The 15691-nt window shown below is 67.3% G+C and carries 15 protein-coding genes; 5 read left to right on the top strand and 10 right to left on the bottom strand.

Features of this window, described 5'->3' with window-relative positions:
- Positions 1-16 precede the first annotated feature (16 nt).
- Together F1640_RS06855 and F1640_RS06860 are read left to right on the top strand one after the other, a co-directional pair.
- Positions 17-646 (top strand): TlpA disulfide reductase family protein, encoded by a 630-nt coding sequence (locus F1640_RS06855; protein ID WP_233497352.1) that lies wholly within the window; start codon positions 17-19, stop codon positions 644-646.
- Positions 647-688: 42 nt separating this feature from the next.
- Complete coding sequence (locus F1640_RS06860; RefSeq protein ID WP_124810978.1) at positions 689-1060, top strand: winged helix-turn-helix domain-containing protein; 372 nt, start codon at positions 689-691, stop codon at positions 1058-1060.
- Here the strand turns inward: F1640_RS06860 and F1640_RS06865 are convergent.
- Together F1640_RS06865 and F1640_RS06870 are read right to left on the bottom strand one after the other, a co-directional pair.
- On the bottom strand, positions 1057-2037 hold the full coding sequence (locus F1640_RS06865; protein WP_194918403.1) for a cytochrome-c peroxidase: 981 nt from the start codon (positions 2035-2037) through the stop codon (positions 1057-1059). The two genes, F1640_RS06860 and F1640_RS06865, sit on opposite strands and share 4 nt — an antisense overlap.
- Positions 2037-2558: a hypothetical protein gene (locus F1640_RS06870; protein ID WP_309229213.1), complete on the bottom strand. Its 522-nt coding sequence runs from the start codon at positions 2556-2558 to the stop codon at positions 2037-2039. The genes F1640_RS06865 and F1640_RS06870 overlap by 1 nt, the downstream gene beginning before the upstream one ends.
- Positions 2559-2691: 133 nt before the next feature.
- Here F1640_RS06870 and F1640_RS06875 point away from each other — a divergent pair, with 133 nt between their 5' ends.
- Positions 2692-4755, top strand: coding sequence for a TonB-dependent receptor (locus tag F1640_RS06875; protein ID WP_309229214.1), 2064 nt, complete (start codon positions 2692-2694; stop codon positions 4753-4755).
- Between the two features lie 44 nt (positions 4756-4799).
- On the opposite strand, the gene F1640_RS06880 is transcribed toward F1640_RS06875, so the two are convergent.
- The 3 genes from F1640_RS06880 to F1640_RS06890 all read right to left on the bottom strand — a co-directional run bounded on the left by F1640_RS06880 (position 4800) and on the right by F1640_RS06890 (position 7709).
- On the bottom strand, positions 4800-5813 hold the full coding sequence (locus F1640_RS06880; protein ID WP_194918405.1) for a winged helix DNA-binding protein: 1014 nt from the start codon (positions 5811-5813) through the stop codon (positions 4800-4802).
- 104 nt (positions 5814-5917) lie between these two features.
- Positions 5918-6418, bottom strand: a complete 501-nt coding sequence (locus tag F1640_RS06885) for a murein L,D-transpeptidase family protein (RefSeq protein ID WP_194918407.1) — start codon at positions 6416-6418, stop codon at positions 5918-5920.
- A 1-nt stretch (position 6419) separates the two neighbouring features.
- On the bottom strand, positions 6420-7709 hold the full coding sequence (locus tag F1640_RS06890; RefSeq protein WP_194918410.1) for an adenylosuccinate synthase: 1290 nt from the start codon (positions 7707-7709) through the stop codon (positions 6420-6422).
- A gap of 258 nt (positions 7710-7967) precedes the next feature.
- Between F1640_RS06890 and F1640_RS06895 the strand changes: the two genes are divergently transcribed.
- Positions 7968-8900, top strand: coding sequence for an alpha/beta hydrolase (locus F1640_RS06895; RefSeq protein ID WP_194918412.1), 933 nt, complete (start codon positions 7968-7970; stop codon positions 8898-8900).
- A gap of 176 nt (positions 8901-9076) precedes the next feature.
- Here F1640_RS06895 and F1640_RS06900 read toward each other — a convergent pair whose 3' ends face one another.
- The 5 genes from F1640_RS06900 to F1640_RS06920 all read right to left on the bottom strand — a co-directional run bounded on the left by F1640_RS06900 (position 9077) and on the right by F1640_RS06920 (position 14771).
- On the bottom strand, positions 9077-9886 hold the full coding sequence (locus F1640_RS06900) for a mechanosensitive ion channel family protein (protein ID WP_206694643.1): 810 nt from the start codon (positions 9884-9886) through the stop codon (positions 9077-9079).
- A 166-nt stretch (positions 9887-10052) separates the two neighbouring features.
- Positions 10053-10604: a hypothetical protein gene (locus F1640_RS06905; RefSeq protein ID WP_124810972.1), complete on the bottom strand. Its 552-nt coding sequence runs from the start codon at positions 10602-10604 to the stop codon at positions 10053-10055.
- A 14-nt stretch (positions 10605-10618) separates the two neighbouring features.
- Positions 10619-11743, bottom strand: a complete 1125-nt coding sequence (locus F1640_RS06910) for an ATP phosphoribosyltransferase regulatory subunit (RefSeq protein WP_194918414.1) — start codon at positions 11741-11743, stop codon at positions 10619-10621.
- A gap of 196 nt (positions 11744-11939) precedes the next feature.
- Entirely contained in the window at positions 11940-13523 is a 1584-nt protein-coding gene (gene serA / locus F1640_RS06915; RefSeq protein WP_194918415.1) for a phosphoglycerate dehydrogenase, read from the bottom strand.
- Between the two features lie 120 nt (positions 13524-13643).
- The gene (locus F1640_RS06920) at positions 13644-14771 is read right to left on the bottom strand and encodes a phosphoserine transaminase (protein WP_194918417.1); all 1128 of its coding nucleotides are present in this window, start codon (positions 14769-14771) and stop codon (positions 13644-13646) included.
- A 238-nt stretch (positions 14772-15009) separates the two neighbouring features.
- Between F1640_RS06920 and F1640_RS06925 the strand changes: the two genes are divergently transcribed.
- Positions 15010-15684, top strand: coding sequence for an extensin family protein (locus F1640_RS06925; RefSeq protein WP_194918419.1), 675 nt, complete (start codon positions 15010-15012; stop codon positions 15682-15684).
- Positions 15685-15691: the final 7 nt, after the last annotated feature.

Genomic DNA, 15691 nt, shown 5'->3' on the forward strand with positions numbered 1-15691 from the left:
CTGGTTGGAGCCTGAATTGCCCGTCATCCCAGTCATCTTCCGTTCGTCAAAGGTGTTGATCCTGTCGGCCACGCTCGCGGCGGGCCTGACGCTTGCCGGGTGCGATAGGAAAAGCCCGGAGACAGCGCAACCGCAGAGCGGCGGCGAAAATGCCGCGAAGGACGGATCGGGCGGCGAAATCAAGGGCGAGTTCAACGGCACGCTCGACATCAGCAAGCGCGGCGAGGCGATCCCGGACCTGACCTTCTCCGACACCGGCGGCAAGACGCTGCGCACCGCCGACCTCAAGGGCAAGCCGGTGCTGGTCAACCTGTGGGCGACATGGTGCGGCCCCTGCGTGCTGGAAATGCCGATGCTGGACCAGCTGGCCACCAAGGAAGAGGGCAAGCTGCGCGTGCTGACCATCTCGCAGGACATGGGCCAGCCCGAAAAGGTCAAGGCGCTGTTCGCGGAGAAGAAGTTCGCGCGGCTGGAACCCTGGCTCGATCCCAAGAACGATCTGGGCTTCCACTACAACACCGGCCTGCTGCCCACGACCGTGCTCTACGACAAGGATGGCAAGGAAGTGTGGCGGATGATCGGCGCGCACGACTGGTCCGGCCCGCGCACCGACGCACTGCTGGCGGATACGCTGGCGGGCAAGTGACGCCGGCTTGAGAGGCTGCGGCAAGCGGAGTACGTTCGCCGCATGACCGCGCTCAAGCTCAAGATCCAGATCACCTGCGGCGCGGAAATCGCCATGGGGCCAGGCAAGGCCGATCTGCTGGACGCGATCGCGCGGGAAGGGTCGATTTCCGGCGCGGGGCGGCTGCTGGGCATGAGCTATCGCCGCGCCTGGCAACTGGTGGACGTGATGAACCGCTGCTGGAACGAACCGCTGGTGATCACCTCCCCCGGCAGCGCGCACGGCGGCGGCGCGCGCGTCACCCCGTTCGGAACCGACGTGCTGGCGCATTACCGCGAGTTGCAGGCCAGGGTGGACACCGGCGCGCGCGGCCCCGATTTCGCCGCGCTTTCCGCCGCACTGCGCAGCGAGCCCAAAGCCACTCAGAAGGACTAAAGCGCGCGGCCGCAAGCCTTGTCCGGCATGGCAAGGTCGGCGCGGGTGGTGAAGGAGGGGTCGGACAGTGCCCCCAGGAAGGCGACCAGCACGGCCATGTCCGCCGACGTGACCGGCCGGCGGTGGCGGCGGATGACCTCGTCGATCGTGCCCGCGCTGCCATCGTGCCACCACGGCCCGGTCAGCAGGACGTTGCGCAGCGACGGCGTGCGGAACCGCGCGCGGTCCTCGGCCCGGCCGGTCGCCTCGAACAGCCCCTGATCGGGCGCGGCGGGATCGACCAGATCGAGGCGGTGATAAGCCCGGTCGGTGAACAGCGGGCCGGCATGACATCCCGCGCAAGCGCGCGCGAACACCGCCCTGCCCTTCCGCGCATCCGGTGACAGTGCGCCGCGATCGAACGCGCTGCCGAACGAAACCAGCGTCCGTTCAAACGCGGCCACCGCGCGTGCCACATTGACGGGATCAATCCGGCCCCCGTCGTGCGGAAAGGCGCTGCGGAACTGGCGGACATAGCAATCGTCGCGCCCAAGGCGCACAGCGATATCCCCTTCCAGCCCCTTCATGCCCATCTCGACCGGGTGCGTGCCGAACACCGGCACCGCGACCTGCGCTTCCAGCGTGGTCTGCGCCGGGTCCGCGAACGTCAGCGGGGCGATCCAGCGCACGTTGGCAAGGCCGGGCACGTTGCGCCGCCCCGGCTCGCCGGTAACGCCCGGATGCGTGCGGTTGCCATCGGCGAAGGCGTGCTTCTGTTCGTGGCAGGTGGCGCAGGCCATCGTGCCATCGCGCGACAGGTCGGCATCGTAGAACAGGCGGCGGCCCAGCTCGATCCGCGCCTGTTCGATGGCCGGTGGCGCGACCGGCTCTCCCGCAGGCCGGGTGGGCACGGGCAGTCCCGTCGGCCACGATGGCTTGCCCGCCGCGACCAACGCGGTCAGTGCTAGCAAGCCCGCCGCCAGCCTTGCCAACGGCATCAGCGCAGTTTCACCGCAAGAACCGTGATCGCATCCGCGCCGTTCGCGGCGATCTGCAGGGTATAGTCCCCCGGAGTCAGCGGGAAATCGACCATCTTGCGGATGCCCGAGCAATCCGGCCCGTGGCCATGCGCGGTGGAGACGACCGCTTCGCCCCCGGCCACGAGATCGATCCACGCCCCCGATCCCAGCGCGATGCGGTAGGTGCCCGGCGCGGTGACATGCAGGCGGACAAGCCCGCCAAAGCTGACCGAGCCGCCCGGCTTTTCCGGCCGCAACGGATAGCGCACCGCCGGCGTCGGCAGCAGCTTCACCCGCGCAGCCTCGCCGATGGCCAGCGTGGCGGCGGCAAGCCCGGCCACATCCGTAGCGGCAGTGCGTTCGCCGGGGCTGGCCCATGCCGCCAGGTCCCCGCTGGGCGCAATCGGCGCCGCGCAGACCGGCGGCCGTTCCTGCGCCAGAACCGGACCGGCCGAGGCCATCGACGCCAGCAGCACGCACCCCACCCTAAATCCCTTCACGATCGATCCCCGCATTGCCATGCTATATTTCGGTGAATATAGGCTTCGCCGCAAACCGCAAGAACGATCAACAGGGAGTCTTCCATGCGCCGCTTTCCCGCGTCCGCCCTATCCATGCGCCCGCGCTCCCGCCGTGGCGGCTTCGCTGATCGCGCTCGCCTCCGCCCAGGCGCATGCCGAAGATGCCCCGCAGCCCGCCGATGACAGCACGAAAGCGTTCACGCTGGGCCAGATCGTGGTGACGGCCGCGCCCGCCGACGGCGTGGAGATCAGCGGCGAGACTCTGAGCGCCGCCGCCATCGGCCTGTTCAACCGCAACACGCTGGACGATGCGATCAACCTGATGCCCGGCGTCAACGGCTTCAATTCCGGCGGCACGCGCAACGAACGGCTGGTGTTCGTGCGCGGGTTCGACCGGTTCCAGGTGCCGCTGTCGATCGACGGCATCCGCGTGTACCTGCCCGCCGACAACCGGCTGGACTATGGCCGCTTCCTGACGCCCGACATCGCGCAGATCCAGGTGGCCAAGGGCTATCCTTCCGTGCTCGACGGGCCGGGCGCGATCGGCGGGGCGATCAACCTCGTCACCAGCAAGCCCACGCGCGCGCTGGAAGGCGATGTGCGCGGCACGCTGAACCTGGGGCGCGAAGCGGAGTATGCCGGCTACACGGTTTATGGCCGGCTCGGCACCGCGCACGAAAAGTGGTATGCGCAGGTGTCCTATGCGCGCAATTTCCAGGACCACTGGGACCTGTCGGGCGACTACAAGCCCACTGCCACCTCGGCCGAGGACGGCGGGCAGCGCGGCCTTTCCCGCAGCGAGGACTGGCGCGTCAACGTCAAGGCCGGCTTCACGCCCAACGCCACGGACGAATACGCGATCAGCTATACCCGGCAGGAAGGCTCCAAGAACGCGCCGCTGCACGTCACCGACGCGCCGTCGAGCCAGCGCTACTGGAGCTGGCCCTACTGGAACATCGACAGCCTCTATTTCCTGTCCACCACCGCCTTGGGCGACGTGGCGACGCTGAAGACGCGCGTCTATCGCAACACCTTCGACAACCTGCTGCGTTCGTTCGACGATGCCGCGCAGACGAAGCAGACCCTCGGGCGGGCGTTCAATTCGTATTACGCGGACGAAGCCTGGGGCGGATCGGCCGAACTCGGCGTGGACGTGAGCCATGCCGACCGCCTGACGCTGGCGGTGCATTACCGGCGCGACAAGCACGTGGAATGGCAGCAGGGCTTCCCTTCGGGCGCAACCGAGCCGAAGCAGACCAATATCGAGGACACCTACAGCATCGCGGTGGAAAACCGGCTGATGCTGACGCCGGAGCTGACCTTCGTGGCCGGCGCGAGCTTCGACTGGCGCGACATGAAACAGGCGGAGGAATATGGCACGCCGCCCGGCGGAGGCGCGGCGCGGATATTCCAGTATCCGCACAAGAACGCCGATGGCTGGAACGCGCAGGGGCAGCTTGTCTGGCAAGCCGACGCCGACACGCGGATCAACGCCAGCGTCTCCTCGCGCGTGCGTTTTCCCACGATCTTCGAGCGGTTCAGCACGCAGTTCGGCACGGCGGCATCCAACCCCGCGCTGAAGCCCGAACGCGCGACCAACGTGGAACTGGGGGGCAAGCGCCGGTTCGGCCCGGTGAACGTGGAAGGCGCGCTGTTCTACAGCGACGTGAAAGACGCGATCGTGGCCGTGCGGCCGGCGGGCTTCCCTTCCGGCACCACGCAGCGCCAGAACCTGGGCAACGGCACCTACTATGGCGCCGAAATCGCGCTCAACGCCGCTTTGGGGGAAACGCTCTCGGTCGGCGCCAACTACACGTACATCCATCGCGATTTCGACATCACGCCAGCGGCTGGCGTCACCGTACCGCTGTTCGCGCTGACCGGCGTGCCGACGCACAAGGCGTTCCTCTACGCCGAATGGAAGCCGGTGCCAGCGCTGCGGATCACGCCCAGCCTCGACATCGCCTCCGACCGCAAGACCGCCAATACCGCCGTCACGCAGTACTACGACACCGGCCGCTACGCGCTCGCCAACCTGCGCGCGGACTGGACGGTGCGCCAGGGGCTGCAAGTGGGCGTGGGCGCGCGCAACCTGTTCGACGACAACTATGCGCTGGTCGATGGCTTCCCCGAACCGGGACGGAGCTTTTACGCCACGGCCGGTGTCGCGTTCTGAGCAGCGGACGATCCATTCCGGGCCGGGGGCGTATCCCGGCCCTTCTACACCATGGGCGCGGACGTCCCGATCTCCGCGAAATAGCGGGCCATGGCATCGGCGGCGCGATCGGTCAGTGCGATGAACGCGCGGCGGCGGTCGGTATCGTCCTCCACCCGGCGGAACAGGCCGGCGTCGGTCATCTGCGCGATCCAGCGCAGCGCGGTGGTGGGCGGCACGCCCGAGGCGATGCACAGCGAGGTGACGGAAACGCGCGCGTGTTCCGCCCGCGCGGCGGTCAGATCGAGCAGCATGTCCCACGCCGGATCGGCGAACAGGTCTCCTTGAAAGAACCGGGCGCGCAACTGGCGTTGGCGGGCGATGCGCCGGATCAGGCGCGGATCGGGCAAAGGCGGCCGGGTCGCCCGCGCCAGCCGGCCGTTGTCGCGATCACGCGCGCCGCCCGCTTCCGCTCCATCGAAACGAAACGCGGAAACCTTGTCCTCCACGGTGCCGCCGCCTGCCCCATCCGCATCGCCTTCCCCCGACAAGCGGGCGAGCGTGCGCGCGATCTCGCTGACCTGCTCGGTCAGGCGCAGCAGCGTCAGCCGATCCTCGTCATCCAGTTCGCGCACCCGCTTGCCCCGCCGCGCCAATCCGCGGCCCAGCGCGATCATGCGATCGGCGCGGCTGGGCGCCACCAGAATATCGGGTTGCGACTGATCGAGGCAACCGAACACCGCTTCCAGCGAATCGAGACTGGTCGACACGACCACCTGCGCACCGCCCCGCGCCGCCAGCATATCCAACCGCGACAAGGCGGCCAGTTCCGCCGCATCGACGACAGGGCAATCGACCAGCACGAGATCATCGACGCCGCGATCTTCGGGATCGTCGAGAAGCGCTCCAAGCGTGTGCGACCGGACCACGCGCAAGCCGGCGGCAGTGACATCTTCCGCCAGTTCGGCACGCAGGAACGGCTGATCGGCAAAGATCGCGACCGCCAGCGGGGCGCGCGCGCGATCGGACCGGATCGCCGTGGAATCATCGTAGTCGAACCGCGTAACGCTCTGCCCCATGCTTCATCTCCGCCCTGCGAGACTGGAACAAGTAGGGAACAACAGCGTGTCGAGGTCAACAATGGATAGGTCGGATTTGGCGCAACAATCCCGTCCGGCGGACTTCAGGGCCGGATTTCGATCGGCGTTCCATCGCCAACCAGCGACCAGATTTCCTCGATTTCGGCGTTGGATACCGCGATGCAGCCATCGGTCCAGTCGCCCGGAACGCGGCCCATCGGCAGAGCGTTGGGCTGCCCATGCAGGAAGATCAGTCCGCCAGGCGAACGCCCATGCGCCTTCGCGAACGCGACGTCGGCCGGCCCGGGATAGGAGATGTGAAGCGAAAGATGATAAGCGCTGCGATCGTTTCCATAATCAATCGTGTAACGGCCCTCGGGCGTGCGCTCGTCGCCTTCGAAACGCTTGGGGCCGACGGGTTCGTCGCCCAGTTGCAGGCGTTCATAGACCCGATAGGGCCGGCCATCGGCGAACAGTGTCAGCCGCCGCGCGCCCTTTTCCACCACCACGAAATCGGCGGCGGGAAGATTGTCGGGCACGGCCTGCGCCGATCCTCCCGCCAGGAGCAGAAAGCCCAGCGGAAGAAACGGGCGCAGGCGCATCATCTCAATCGACGAAAGGATCGCGCACGAGGATAGTGTCCTCGCGCTCGGGGCTGGTGGAAACGAGCGCGACCGGCGTTTCGATCAGTTCCTGCACGCGCTGGATGTACTTGATCGCCTGCGCCGGCAGATCGGCCCACGAGCGCGCGCCGGCGGTGGTGCCGCTCCAGCCGTCCATTTCCTCGTAGATCGGCTCCACGTCCGCCTGGTCGGCGGCGTGGCTGGGAAAGTAATCGAGCACCTTTCCGCGCAGGCGATAACCGGTGCAGATCCTCACCTTCTCGAACCCGTCGAGCACGTCGAGCTTGGTCAGCGCGATGCCGGTCACGCCAGAGATCGCGCAGGACTGGCGCACCAGCACCGCATCGAACCAGCCGCAGCGGCGCTTGCGCCCGGTAACGGTGCCGAATTCGTGGCCGCGTTCGCCCAGGCGCTGGCCGGTTTCGTCCTCCAGCTCGGTCGGGAACGGCCCCGAACCCACGCGCGTGGTGTAGGCCTTGACGATCCCCAGCACAAAGCCGACCGAATTGGGGCCAAGGCCCGAACCAGCCGCCGCCGAACCGCTGACCGTGTTGGACGAGGTGACGAACGGATAGGTGCCGTGATCGACATCGAGCAGCACGCCCTGCGCGCCTTCGAACAGGATGCGGGCGCCGGCCTTGCGCACTTTCTTCAGGCGCTTCCATACCGGCTGCACGAACTGGAGCACGAACGGCGCGATGCCCCGCAGGTCATCAAGCAGCGCGGCGCGATCGACCGGCGGCTGGCCGAAGCCGGCGCGCAGCGCATCGTGGTGCGCGCACAGGCGGTCCAGCTGCGCGTCGAGCGCGTCGAGGTGCGCCAGATCGCACACGCGGATGGCGCGGCGGCCGACCTTGTCCTCGTAAGCCGGGCCGATGCCCCGCCCGGTCGTGCCGATCTTGCCCGCGCCCGCCGCCGATTCGCGCAAGCCGTCGAGATCGCGGTGCAACGGCAGGATCAGCGGGCAATTGTCGGCGATGGCGAAGTTTTCGGTGTTGATGTCGACACCCTGGCCTTCGAGCTTTTCGATCTCGGCCTTCAGCGCCCACGGATCGAGCACCACGCCATTGCCGATGATCGAGAGCGTGCCGGTTACGATGCCCGAAGGCAGCAGGCTGAGCTTGTAGACCTGATCGCCCACCACCAGCGTATGGCCCGCGTTATGCCCGCCCTGGAAGCGCACGACGGCATCCGCCCGGCTGGCCAGCCAATCGACGATCTTGCCCTTGCCCTCATCGCCCCACTGGGCGCCAATCACGGTTACGTTGGCCAAAACGATGCCTTTCCTGTCGCGGACTCGGTGTCTTGAAATTGTCTTGGGGAGTTCCCGCGGCGCACTAGGGGACACCGGGTGCAAGGGCAAGAGCGCACTGCCGGGAAAGACGCATGACGCACAATCGGCGTGTCGGTGCCGCCCCCGTCACACCGCGTACCGCACACGGCGCATGTCACACCTCGTAACCACTTCAGGCTGGCGATACGGCCGGCGCGCGATAGCATTGTCCGGTCTGCAATCGCGAAGTGCTGTCTCATGCGAAACATCTTCCTTGGCACGATCATCGGCACGGCCCTGGTGCTGACCGCCGCCGCGCAGGCCAGCCCCGGCGATCGCCTGCGCGCGATGATGGCCGGACGCCAGAACGGCGGACAGGGCGATCAGGCCTGGCGCACCCTGCCGGCGGCCGACCGGACGATCCGCTATGGCGACGATGCCGCGCAGACGATCGCGTTCTGGCCGGCGCGCGAGGCGGCAGGCCCGGCGCCGCTGGTCCTGTTCGTCCACGGCGGCGGCTGGGCACACGGCAGCAAGGAGAACGCGACCGGCAAGGCCAAGGTCGAGCACTTCCCCGCGCTGGGCTATGCCTTCGCTTCGATCGATTACCGTCTGGTGCCGCAGGCGACGGTGGAACAACAGGCGAGCGATGTCGCTGCCGCGCTGGCGGCGCTGCTGGCGCAAGCCGATGCGCTGGGGATCGACCGGCACCGCGTGGTGCTGATGGGCCACAGCGCCGGGGCGCACCTTGTGGCGCTGGTCGGCACCGACGAACGCTATCTGCGGGAGGCCGGCCTTTCGTTCGCGGATGTGGCGGGCGTGATCCCCGTCGACGGCGCGGCCTATGACGTGCCGCAGCAGATCGCCTCGGTCGGGCAGTATCAGCGCCGCATCTATGACGCGCCGTTCGGATCGGACCCCGCCCGCCAGCGCGCGCTATCCCCCGCCTTGCAGGCCGCCGCGCCGAACGCGCCGCGCTTCCTGCTGCTCCATGTCCAGCGGCCGGACGGCGTGGCGCAGGCGGAGGAGCTGGCCAAGGCGCTGCGCGCTGGCGGTACCAGCGTCGAGACCGGCAGCTTCCCCGGCACGGGGTTGCAGGGCCATGTCGAAATCAACGCGAAACTGGGCGATCCGGATTATCCCGCGACAGTACTGACCGACCGCTGGCTGAAGGCGACGTTCGGGAAGTAACGCCCAGGGTCAGGACCCTAGGCAACGTGGCGTGGGAATGCCCACCCCCAACCCCTCCCGCAAGCGGGAGGGGAGCGAGACTTACGCCGTCGTTCGCGAACAGGATAGTCGACAAGAAGAAAGCGCCGGCGCGGCATCCCGCACCGGCGCTTTCGCGCGCGACCCGGAAGGGCGGTTCAGCCCTGCCTGACCTGGTGGACCGTGTGCGGCGCGCCATAGGCGGCCGCGCCGAAGGTTTCGGCGATCAGCTTGTTGGTATCGAAATAGACCTGCCAGTAATGGTTGGTGTGGCAGTAAGGGCGCACGCACAGCACCGTGCCGCGCTCGTTGAAATCCAGGATTTCCACATCCGGCGCGGGATCGGTCAGGACGTTCGGAACGCCGGCCAGCGCCGCCTTGAGCCGGCCGATCGCATCCACCGGGTCCACGCCGAACGCCAGTTGCGCGGTGCGATCGACGCGGCGGTATCCGTTGCTGCTGAAGTTCTTGATGACGTCGGCCGAGACTTTCGCGTTGCCCACCACCGACATCACGTTGTCGGGCGTGTTGATGATCGTGTTGAACATCCCGATCTCGATCACCGTACCTTCAACGCCGCCGGCCACGACATAATCGCCCAGCTTGTAGGGACGAAAGATGATGATGAAGGCGCCGGCCGCAAAATTGCCGAGCAGGCCCGACCAGGCCGCGCCGATGGCAAGGCCGACGCCGGCGAGCAGCGCGGCGAAGCTGGTGGTCTGCAACCCGAAGTAGCCGAGGATCGCCACGACCAGCAGGATGTTGAGCACCACCGCCAGCATGTTGGCGATGTAGCGCTGGAGCGTCGCGTCGAAGTTCCGCTTGGTCAGCAGCGCGGACAGGGCGTGGATCGCGAAGCCGATCAGCCAGCGGCCCACCATATAGAGAACGAAGGCCGCGCCTATCTTGATCGCGCCCGCGGTAAGAAGCGGTGCCGCACTGGCCCAGAGCGCCGAGAGATCCATCATGTCTTCTCCAAGGAAGCAAGCGGCCTTCGCACGAAGGCCTTGCTCTCAGGATAGACCGGCGGCGGCGGGCCGATAAAACGGAACTCTCTCCATTTTATCGGCAAAGCTGGCTGAAAACTGGCGATTCCGGTCCAAAAGTGACCCGTTCCCCGCCTTTCGGCCGCGTTCACGCGCGGCGGACATCCAGCACGATGGTCGCCGGGTTGTCCTGCCAGCGGTAGCCCGGCGTGGGATGATCCCGATTCCAGCGGTGCGCGTAAAGGCGCCGGGCGGAAAAGCCGATGCCATGCGCCGGCGCGCGCCAGAGCAGCCCGCCGAGCAGCGGTCGCAAGCCTTCCGCGCGCATGTCGGCGCGCGTGATCGCCTGCACCGGCTCGATCTGCCCACGCTCGACGATCAGTTCGATGCGCACCGCCCAGCGCGGCATGTGCACCGCCGCTATCCATTTCTCGTCGGCATCGCGCGGCAGCGGGCCGCTGCGACCGGAGCCGTCGCGATAACGACGCCAGCCATCGGGAAAGACGACGAATTCGGCGCGGGCGAGATCGGTCATGACTTCCCCGCCATCGCGGATACGGCCGGGAATGCACGCTTCGCGCACGATCAGGCTGTCGCCCGGCGCACAGCGCGAAAGAGGGCCGTCAGAGGGAGCGCGCCAGCGGGTCTGCCATCCAGCGAGAAGCGCGCGCGCCACCGCCGGGCCGGCGATAACGGGCACTTCCGCGCCGGCGGTCAGAGTGCCTCCGGGCCGTCCTTGCCCAGCACATGCGTGCAGCCGAGCGCGGTGGCGCTGTCGGTCTCGCTGAGTGCGGCGGCAGTGCGCCAGCCGATCGCGCGCAGCCGCGCGGCGGCATCGCGATCATGCCCCAGCGGCAGGAACACCATGTCCTCGCGCCGTTCCGACGCGGCGAGCAGGCCGACCAGCGCATCCGGGTAGAGCGAGAAGCCGGTCGCGGCCTCGCCCTCGCCCCCGTTGGCGCTGGCAATGCGGTAGGTGCCGCCCCGCCCCAGCACGCCGCGCACGCCTTCGGCATAGAGCGTGAAGCCGAACCAGGTCTGGTATTCGAAGCCATGGCGTTCGGCCGGATCGAGCGTGAGCCGGGCCGTTCCGCCCAGACGCGCCGCGATCTGGCGCAGCGCCGCGATGCGGCCGGCCAGCACGCCACCCGCATCTATCGCGGCCAGCTTCTCGATAGCCGCATCGAAATCGCCGGTTGCGTAAAGCAGCGGAACATAGGCCTCGCCGCCGGCATCGATCAGCCCGCCGGCATCCTTGGTATCCAGTTCGCGCCGCACCGCCTCGATCTGTCCGGGGGCAAGCGGCATGGCCTTCTCGGCCAGCGTATCGACAAGATCGGGCAGCGTGAAATCGACGCTGATGTTGCGCCCGCCAGCGGCCGCGAGCGCCTCGATCGCCAGCGCGACGATCTCGCTTGCGGCGGCGACATTGTCCGCGCCGATCAGTTCCGCGCCGCACTGGAAGCGCTCGCGCGCCGGGTCCAGCCCGTCGCCCTTGATGGTCAGCACCTGCCCGGCATAGCACAGGCGCAGCGGGCGCGGCGCAGCGGCCAGGCGGGTTTCGGCAATCCGGCCGATCTGCGGGGTGAAATCGCTGCGCAGCGCCATCATCCGCAGCGACGAGGGATCGACGAAACGGAACATCCGGCGCGACTGAATGCCCGCCATGCGTGCGGCCAGACTGCGCTCGAACTCGATCATCGGCGGCAGCACGCGATCATAGCCGTGGCCGTGCATCACGTCCTGAACGGCACGCATCACACGGGTCGCCGTCGCCGCTTCGCGCGGCAGCCGGTCCTCAAGCCCTTCGGGCAGCAGATCGGGGTCGCTGGTATCCATGGCGCGAGCCTTTAGGGGGTATTGGCGGTTATGTCGAACGCTCACCGGAGGAAATGCGCGTCATCCCTGCAAGGAAACCGTCATCCCAGCGCAAGCTGGGATCTCGTTCGGCCGGGCTGGACCTCTCGCAGATTTACCTGCAGCGGCCCGAGATCCCGGCTTTCGCCGGGATGACGCGTTCTTCCTTGCGCCGAGGTCAGAACTTCAGCGCCTTGACGATGCGCACGCCCTGAACCTGACGGGCTTCGGCCAGCACTTCCTCGCTGACAGGGCTGTCGACCGACAGCAGCAGCACCGCTTCGCCACCGGCCTCGCGACGGCCGAGGTGGAACGTGCCGATGTTGATGCCGGTCTTGCCCAGCAGCGTGCCGATGCTGCCGATGAAGCCCGGGGCGTCGGTATTGACGATGTAGAGCATGTCGCCATCGAGATCGGCTTCGATGCCGATGCCGAAGATCTCGACCAAGCGGGCCTGGCCGTTGCCGAACAGCGTACCCGCGACCGAGCGTTCACCCTGGCTGGTGCCGACGGTGACGCGCACCAGCGTGCGGTATTCGCCTTCGCGGTCATGGCGCACTTCGCGCACGTCCAGCCCGCGTTCCTTGGCCAGGAACGGCGCGTTGACCATGTTCACCGACTGCGAATACTGCTTCATCAGCCCGGCCAGCACCGCGCCGGTGATCGGCTTGGGGTTGAGCTGCGCCGCCGCGCCTTCGACCTCGATCGCGATCTTGGTCAGGTTGTCATGCGCAAGCTGGCCGACGAGCGAGCCGAGCTTTTCCGCCAGCGCCATGTAGGGCCGCAGCTTCGGCGCTTCTTCGGCCGAAAGCGAGGGCATGTTGAGCGCGTTGGTAACGCCACCAGTGACGAGGTAATCCGCCATCTGTTCCGCCACCTGCAGCGCGACGTTGACCTGCGCTTCGGTGGTGGAGGCCCCGAGGTGCGGGGTGCAGATGAAGTTCGGCGTGCCGAACAGCGGCGATTCCTTGGCCGGCTCGGTCACGAACACGTCCAGCGCGGCGCCGGCGACATGGCCCGAATCGAGCAGGTCCTTGAGCGCCGCCTCGTCGACCAGCCCGCCACGCGCGCAGTTGATGATGCGCACACCCTTCTTGGTCTTGGCGAGGTTTTCCGCCGACAGGATGTTGCGTGTCTCGCTGGTCAGCGGGGTGTGCAGCGTGATGAAGTCCGCCTTGGCCAGCAGCGTGTCGAGATCGGCCTTCTCCACGCCCATTTCCACCGCGCGTTCGGGCGTGAGGAACGGATCGTAGGCAACGACCTTCATCTTCAGGCCCAGCGCGCGGCTGGCGACGATCGAGCCGATGTTGCCCGCGCCGATCAGGCCGAGCGTCTTGCCCGTGACTTCCACGCCCATGAAGCCGTTCTTCGGCCACAGGCCGGCCTGCGTCTGCGCGTTGGCTTCGGGCAGTTGCCGCGCCAGCGCGAACATCAGCGCGATGGCGTGTTCGGCGGTGGTGATCGAGTTGCCGAACGGCGTGTTCATGACGACGACGCCCTTGGCCGAAGCGGCCGGAATATCGACGTTGTCGACGCCGATACCGGCGCGGCCGACAACCTTCAGGTTGGTCGCGGCGTCGAGGATTTCCTTGGTCACCTTGGTCAACGAGCGGATGGCGAGGCCATCGTACTGGCCGATGATCGCGATCAGTTCCTCGGGCTTCAGGCCGGTGATCTCATCCACCTCGCAACCGCGCTCGCGGAAGATCGCGGCGGCGTTGGGGTCCATTTTGTCGGAAATAAGGACTTTGGGCTTGGTCATGTTTCTTGCTCCAGGCGTCATCCCGGCGAAAGCCGGGATCGCAGGCGGCTAAACGGAACCGCGTGTTCCGCAATCCGGCCGGGGATCCTGACCTTCGTCAGGATGACGGAATTTCGTGATTCAAGCGGCCTTCAGCGTTTCCCAGGCCCAGTCGAGCCAGGGACCGAGCGCTTCGACGTCAGCGGTGTCAACGGTCGCGCCGCACCAGATGCGCAAGCCCGGAGGCGCATCGCGGTAGCCCGCGATGTCATAGGCCGCGCCTTCCTTTTCGAGCAGGCCGGCGAACTTCTTGATGAAGTCCGCATCCGCGCCTTCGACCGAGAGGCAGACCGAGGTCTTCGAGCGAATGCCGCGATCGACCGCAAGGTGCGACAGCCATGCGCGTTCGGCGACGATCTTGTCGAGCGCCTCGGCATTAGCGGTGCAGCGCGCCTTGAGCCCTTCGAGCCCGCCGAGCCCCTTGGCCCATTCCAGCGCGAAGATCGCGTCTTCCACCGCCAGCATCGAGGGGGTGTTGATGGTTTCGCCCTTGAACACGCCTTCGGCAAGCTTGCCCTTGGAGATCAGGCGGAACACCTTGGGCAGCGGCCATTCCGGCGTATAGCTTTCCAGCCGTTCGACCGCGCGCGGACCAAGGATCAGCACGCCGTGCGCGCCTTCGCCGCCCAGCACCTTCTGCCACGAGAAGGTGGCGACATCGATCTTGTCCCACGGCAGGTCATAGGCGAACACCGCGCTGGTGGCGTCGGCGAAGCACAGGCCCTGGCGATCGGCGGCGATCCATTCGCCATCGGGCACGCGCACGCCGGAGGTGGTGCCGTTCCAGGTGAACAGGACGTCGTCCGACCAGTCCACCTTGTCGAGATCGGGAAGCTGGCCGTAATCGGCGCGCATCACGGTCGGTTCGAGCTTGAGCTGCTTGACCGCATCGGTGACCCAACCTTCACCGAAGCTTTCCCAGGCAAGCGTCGTCACGCCGCGCGCGCCGAGCATCGTCCACATCGCCATTTCGAAAGCGCCGGTGTCCGAACCAGGCACGATGCCGATGCGATGCGTGTCGGGCAGGCCCAACACTTCGCGCATCAGGTCGATGCAGTATTGCAGGCGCGTCTTGCCGATCTTGGCGCGGTGCGAGCGCCCCAGCGATTCGGTTGCCAGCTTGTCGAGGGAATAGCCCGGCGGCTTGGCGCAGGGACCGGAAGAAAAGAACGGACGCGCAGGCTTGCGCGCCGGAATAGTCGTAGTCATGTCTGACTCTCCTTGCAGAGAGCTCGCGCGGCGTTGGGACCGCGTGGCCCGGAGCCGCACCTAACGGCGCGGGGCGGATTGTCAACCGGAACCGGCGCGCCGCAAAATTATCGTGCGGAAATACGGCACCGGTAGGCGGAGACCGGAAAGCGCTGGCCACACCTTTCCCCCAGATGAACAACCTTTGTTTTGCAGACAGTTACCAGAAAAATAACCATTCCCGGTTATAAGCTGCCCCATGAAGATTCGCGGCCTTTCCCTGATCGCGGCGGCCTGCCTTTCCTCGGCGCTGGCCGGCTGTATCAGCGCGCCCGAACCGCAGCACCGCGAACCCGCGCGCAGCGCGCTGGGCACGTTTTCGCCCGCCCCCGCCGCGCAGGCCTGCCTGGCGCGGCTCGGGCAATCCGACGCCGGCTTCACGCCCCTGCCCGATCAGTATTACGGCGCGGGTTGCTCCACGCTCAACGCGGTGCGCCTGACCTGGCTGGAAAGCGACGACCGGCGGCTGCAGCTGTCCAATCTCGGCCCGGTCAGTTGCCCGCTCGCCACCACGCTTTCGGGCTGGGCGCGCTTTGGTGTGGACCGCGCCGCCCGGCAGATCCTGGGCAGCCCGCTGCTGCGCATCGAGACGATGGGGACTTATTCCTGCCGCACCGTGGCGGGCACCGCGCGCCTTTCGGGCCACGCCACCGCCAACGCGATCGACATCGCCGCCTTCCTGCTGGCCGATGGCCGGCGCGTGAGCGTGCTCAACAACTGGTCAGGCGGGACGCCGGCGGAGCGCGAATTCCTGCGCGTTATCCACGCCAGCGCCTGCAAGCGCTTCGGCACGGTGCTCAGCCCGGACTACAACGCCGCGCACCGCAATCACTTCCATCTGGAAATCGGAGCCAGCCGGCCGTTCTGTCGCTGATCCCGGA

It is taken from the genome of Novosphingobium sp. NBM11 (assembly GCF_015390225.1).
In the GTDB taxonomy this organism is placed as follows: Bacteria; Pseudomonadota; Alphaproteobacteria; order Sphingomonadales; family Sphingomonadaceae; genus Novosphingobium.

What these genes read in the sequence shown, in the direction of transcription:
- F1640_RS06895 (WP_194918412.1), top strand. Translation starts at nt 7,968, where the DNA reads ATGCGAAACATCTTCCTTGGCACGATCATCGGCACGGCCCTGGTGCTG.
- F1640_RS06865 (WP_194918403.1), bottom strand. Translation starts at nt 2,037, where the DNA reads ATGCCGTTGGCAAGGCTGGCGGCGGGCTTGCTAGCACTGACCGCGTTG.
- F1640_RS06925 (WP_194918419.1), top strand. Translation starts at nt 15,010, where the DNA reads ATGAAGATTCGCGGCCTTTCCCTGATCGCGGCGGCCTGCCTTTCCTCG.
- serA (WP_194918415.1), bottom strand. Translation starts at nt 13,523, where the DNA reads ATGACCAAGCCCAAAGTCCTTATTTCCGACAAAATGGACCCCAACGCC.
- F1640_RS06860 (WP_124810978.1), top strand. Translation starts at nt 689, where the DNA reads ATGACCGCGCTCAAGCTCAAGATCCAGATCACCTGCGGCGCGGAAATC.
- F1640_RS06910 (WP_194918414.1), bottom strand. Translation starts at nt 11,743, where the DNA reads ATGGATACCAGCGACCCCGATCTGCTGCCCGAAGGGCTTGAGGACCGG.
- F1640_RS06885 (WP_194918407.1), bottom strand. Translation starts at nt 6,418, where the DNA reads ATGATGCGCCTGCGCCCGTTTCTTCCGCTGGGCTTTCTGCTCCTGGCG.
- F1640_RS06900 (WP_206694643.1), bottom strand. Translation starts at nt 9,886, where the DNA reads ATGATGGATCTCTCGGCGCTCTGGGCCAGTGCGGCACCGCTTCTTACC.
- F1640_RS06880 (WP_194918405.1), bottom strand. Translation starts at nt 5,813, where the DNA reads ATGGGGCAGAGCGTTACGCGGTTCGACTACGATGATTCCACGGCGATC.
- F1640_RS06920 (WP_194918417.1), bottom strand. Translation starts at nt 14,771, where the DNA reads ATGACTACGACTATTCCGGCGCGCAAGCCTGCGCGTCCGTTCTTTTCT.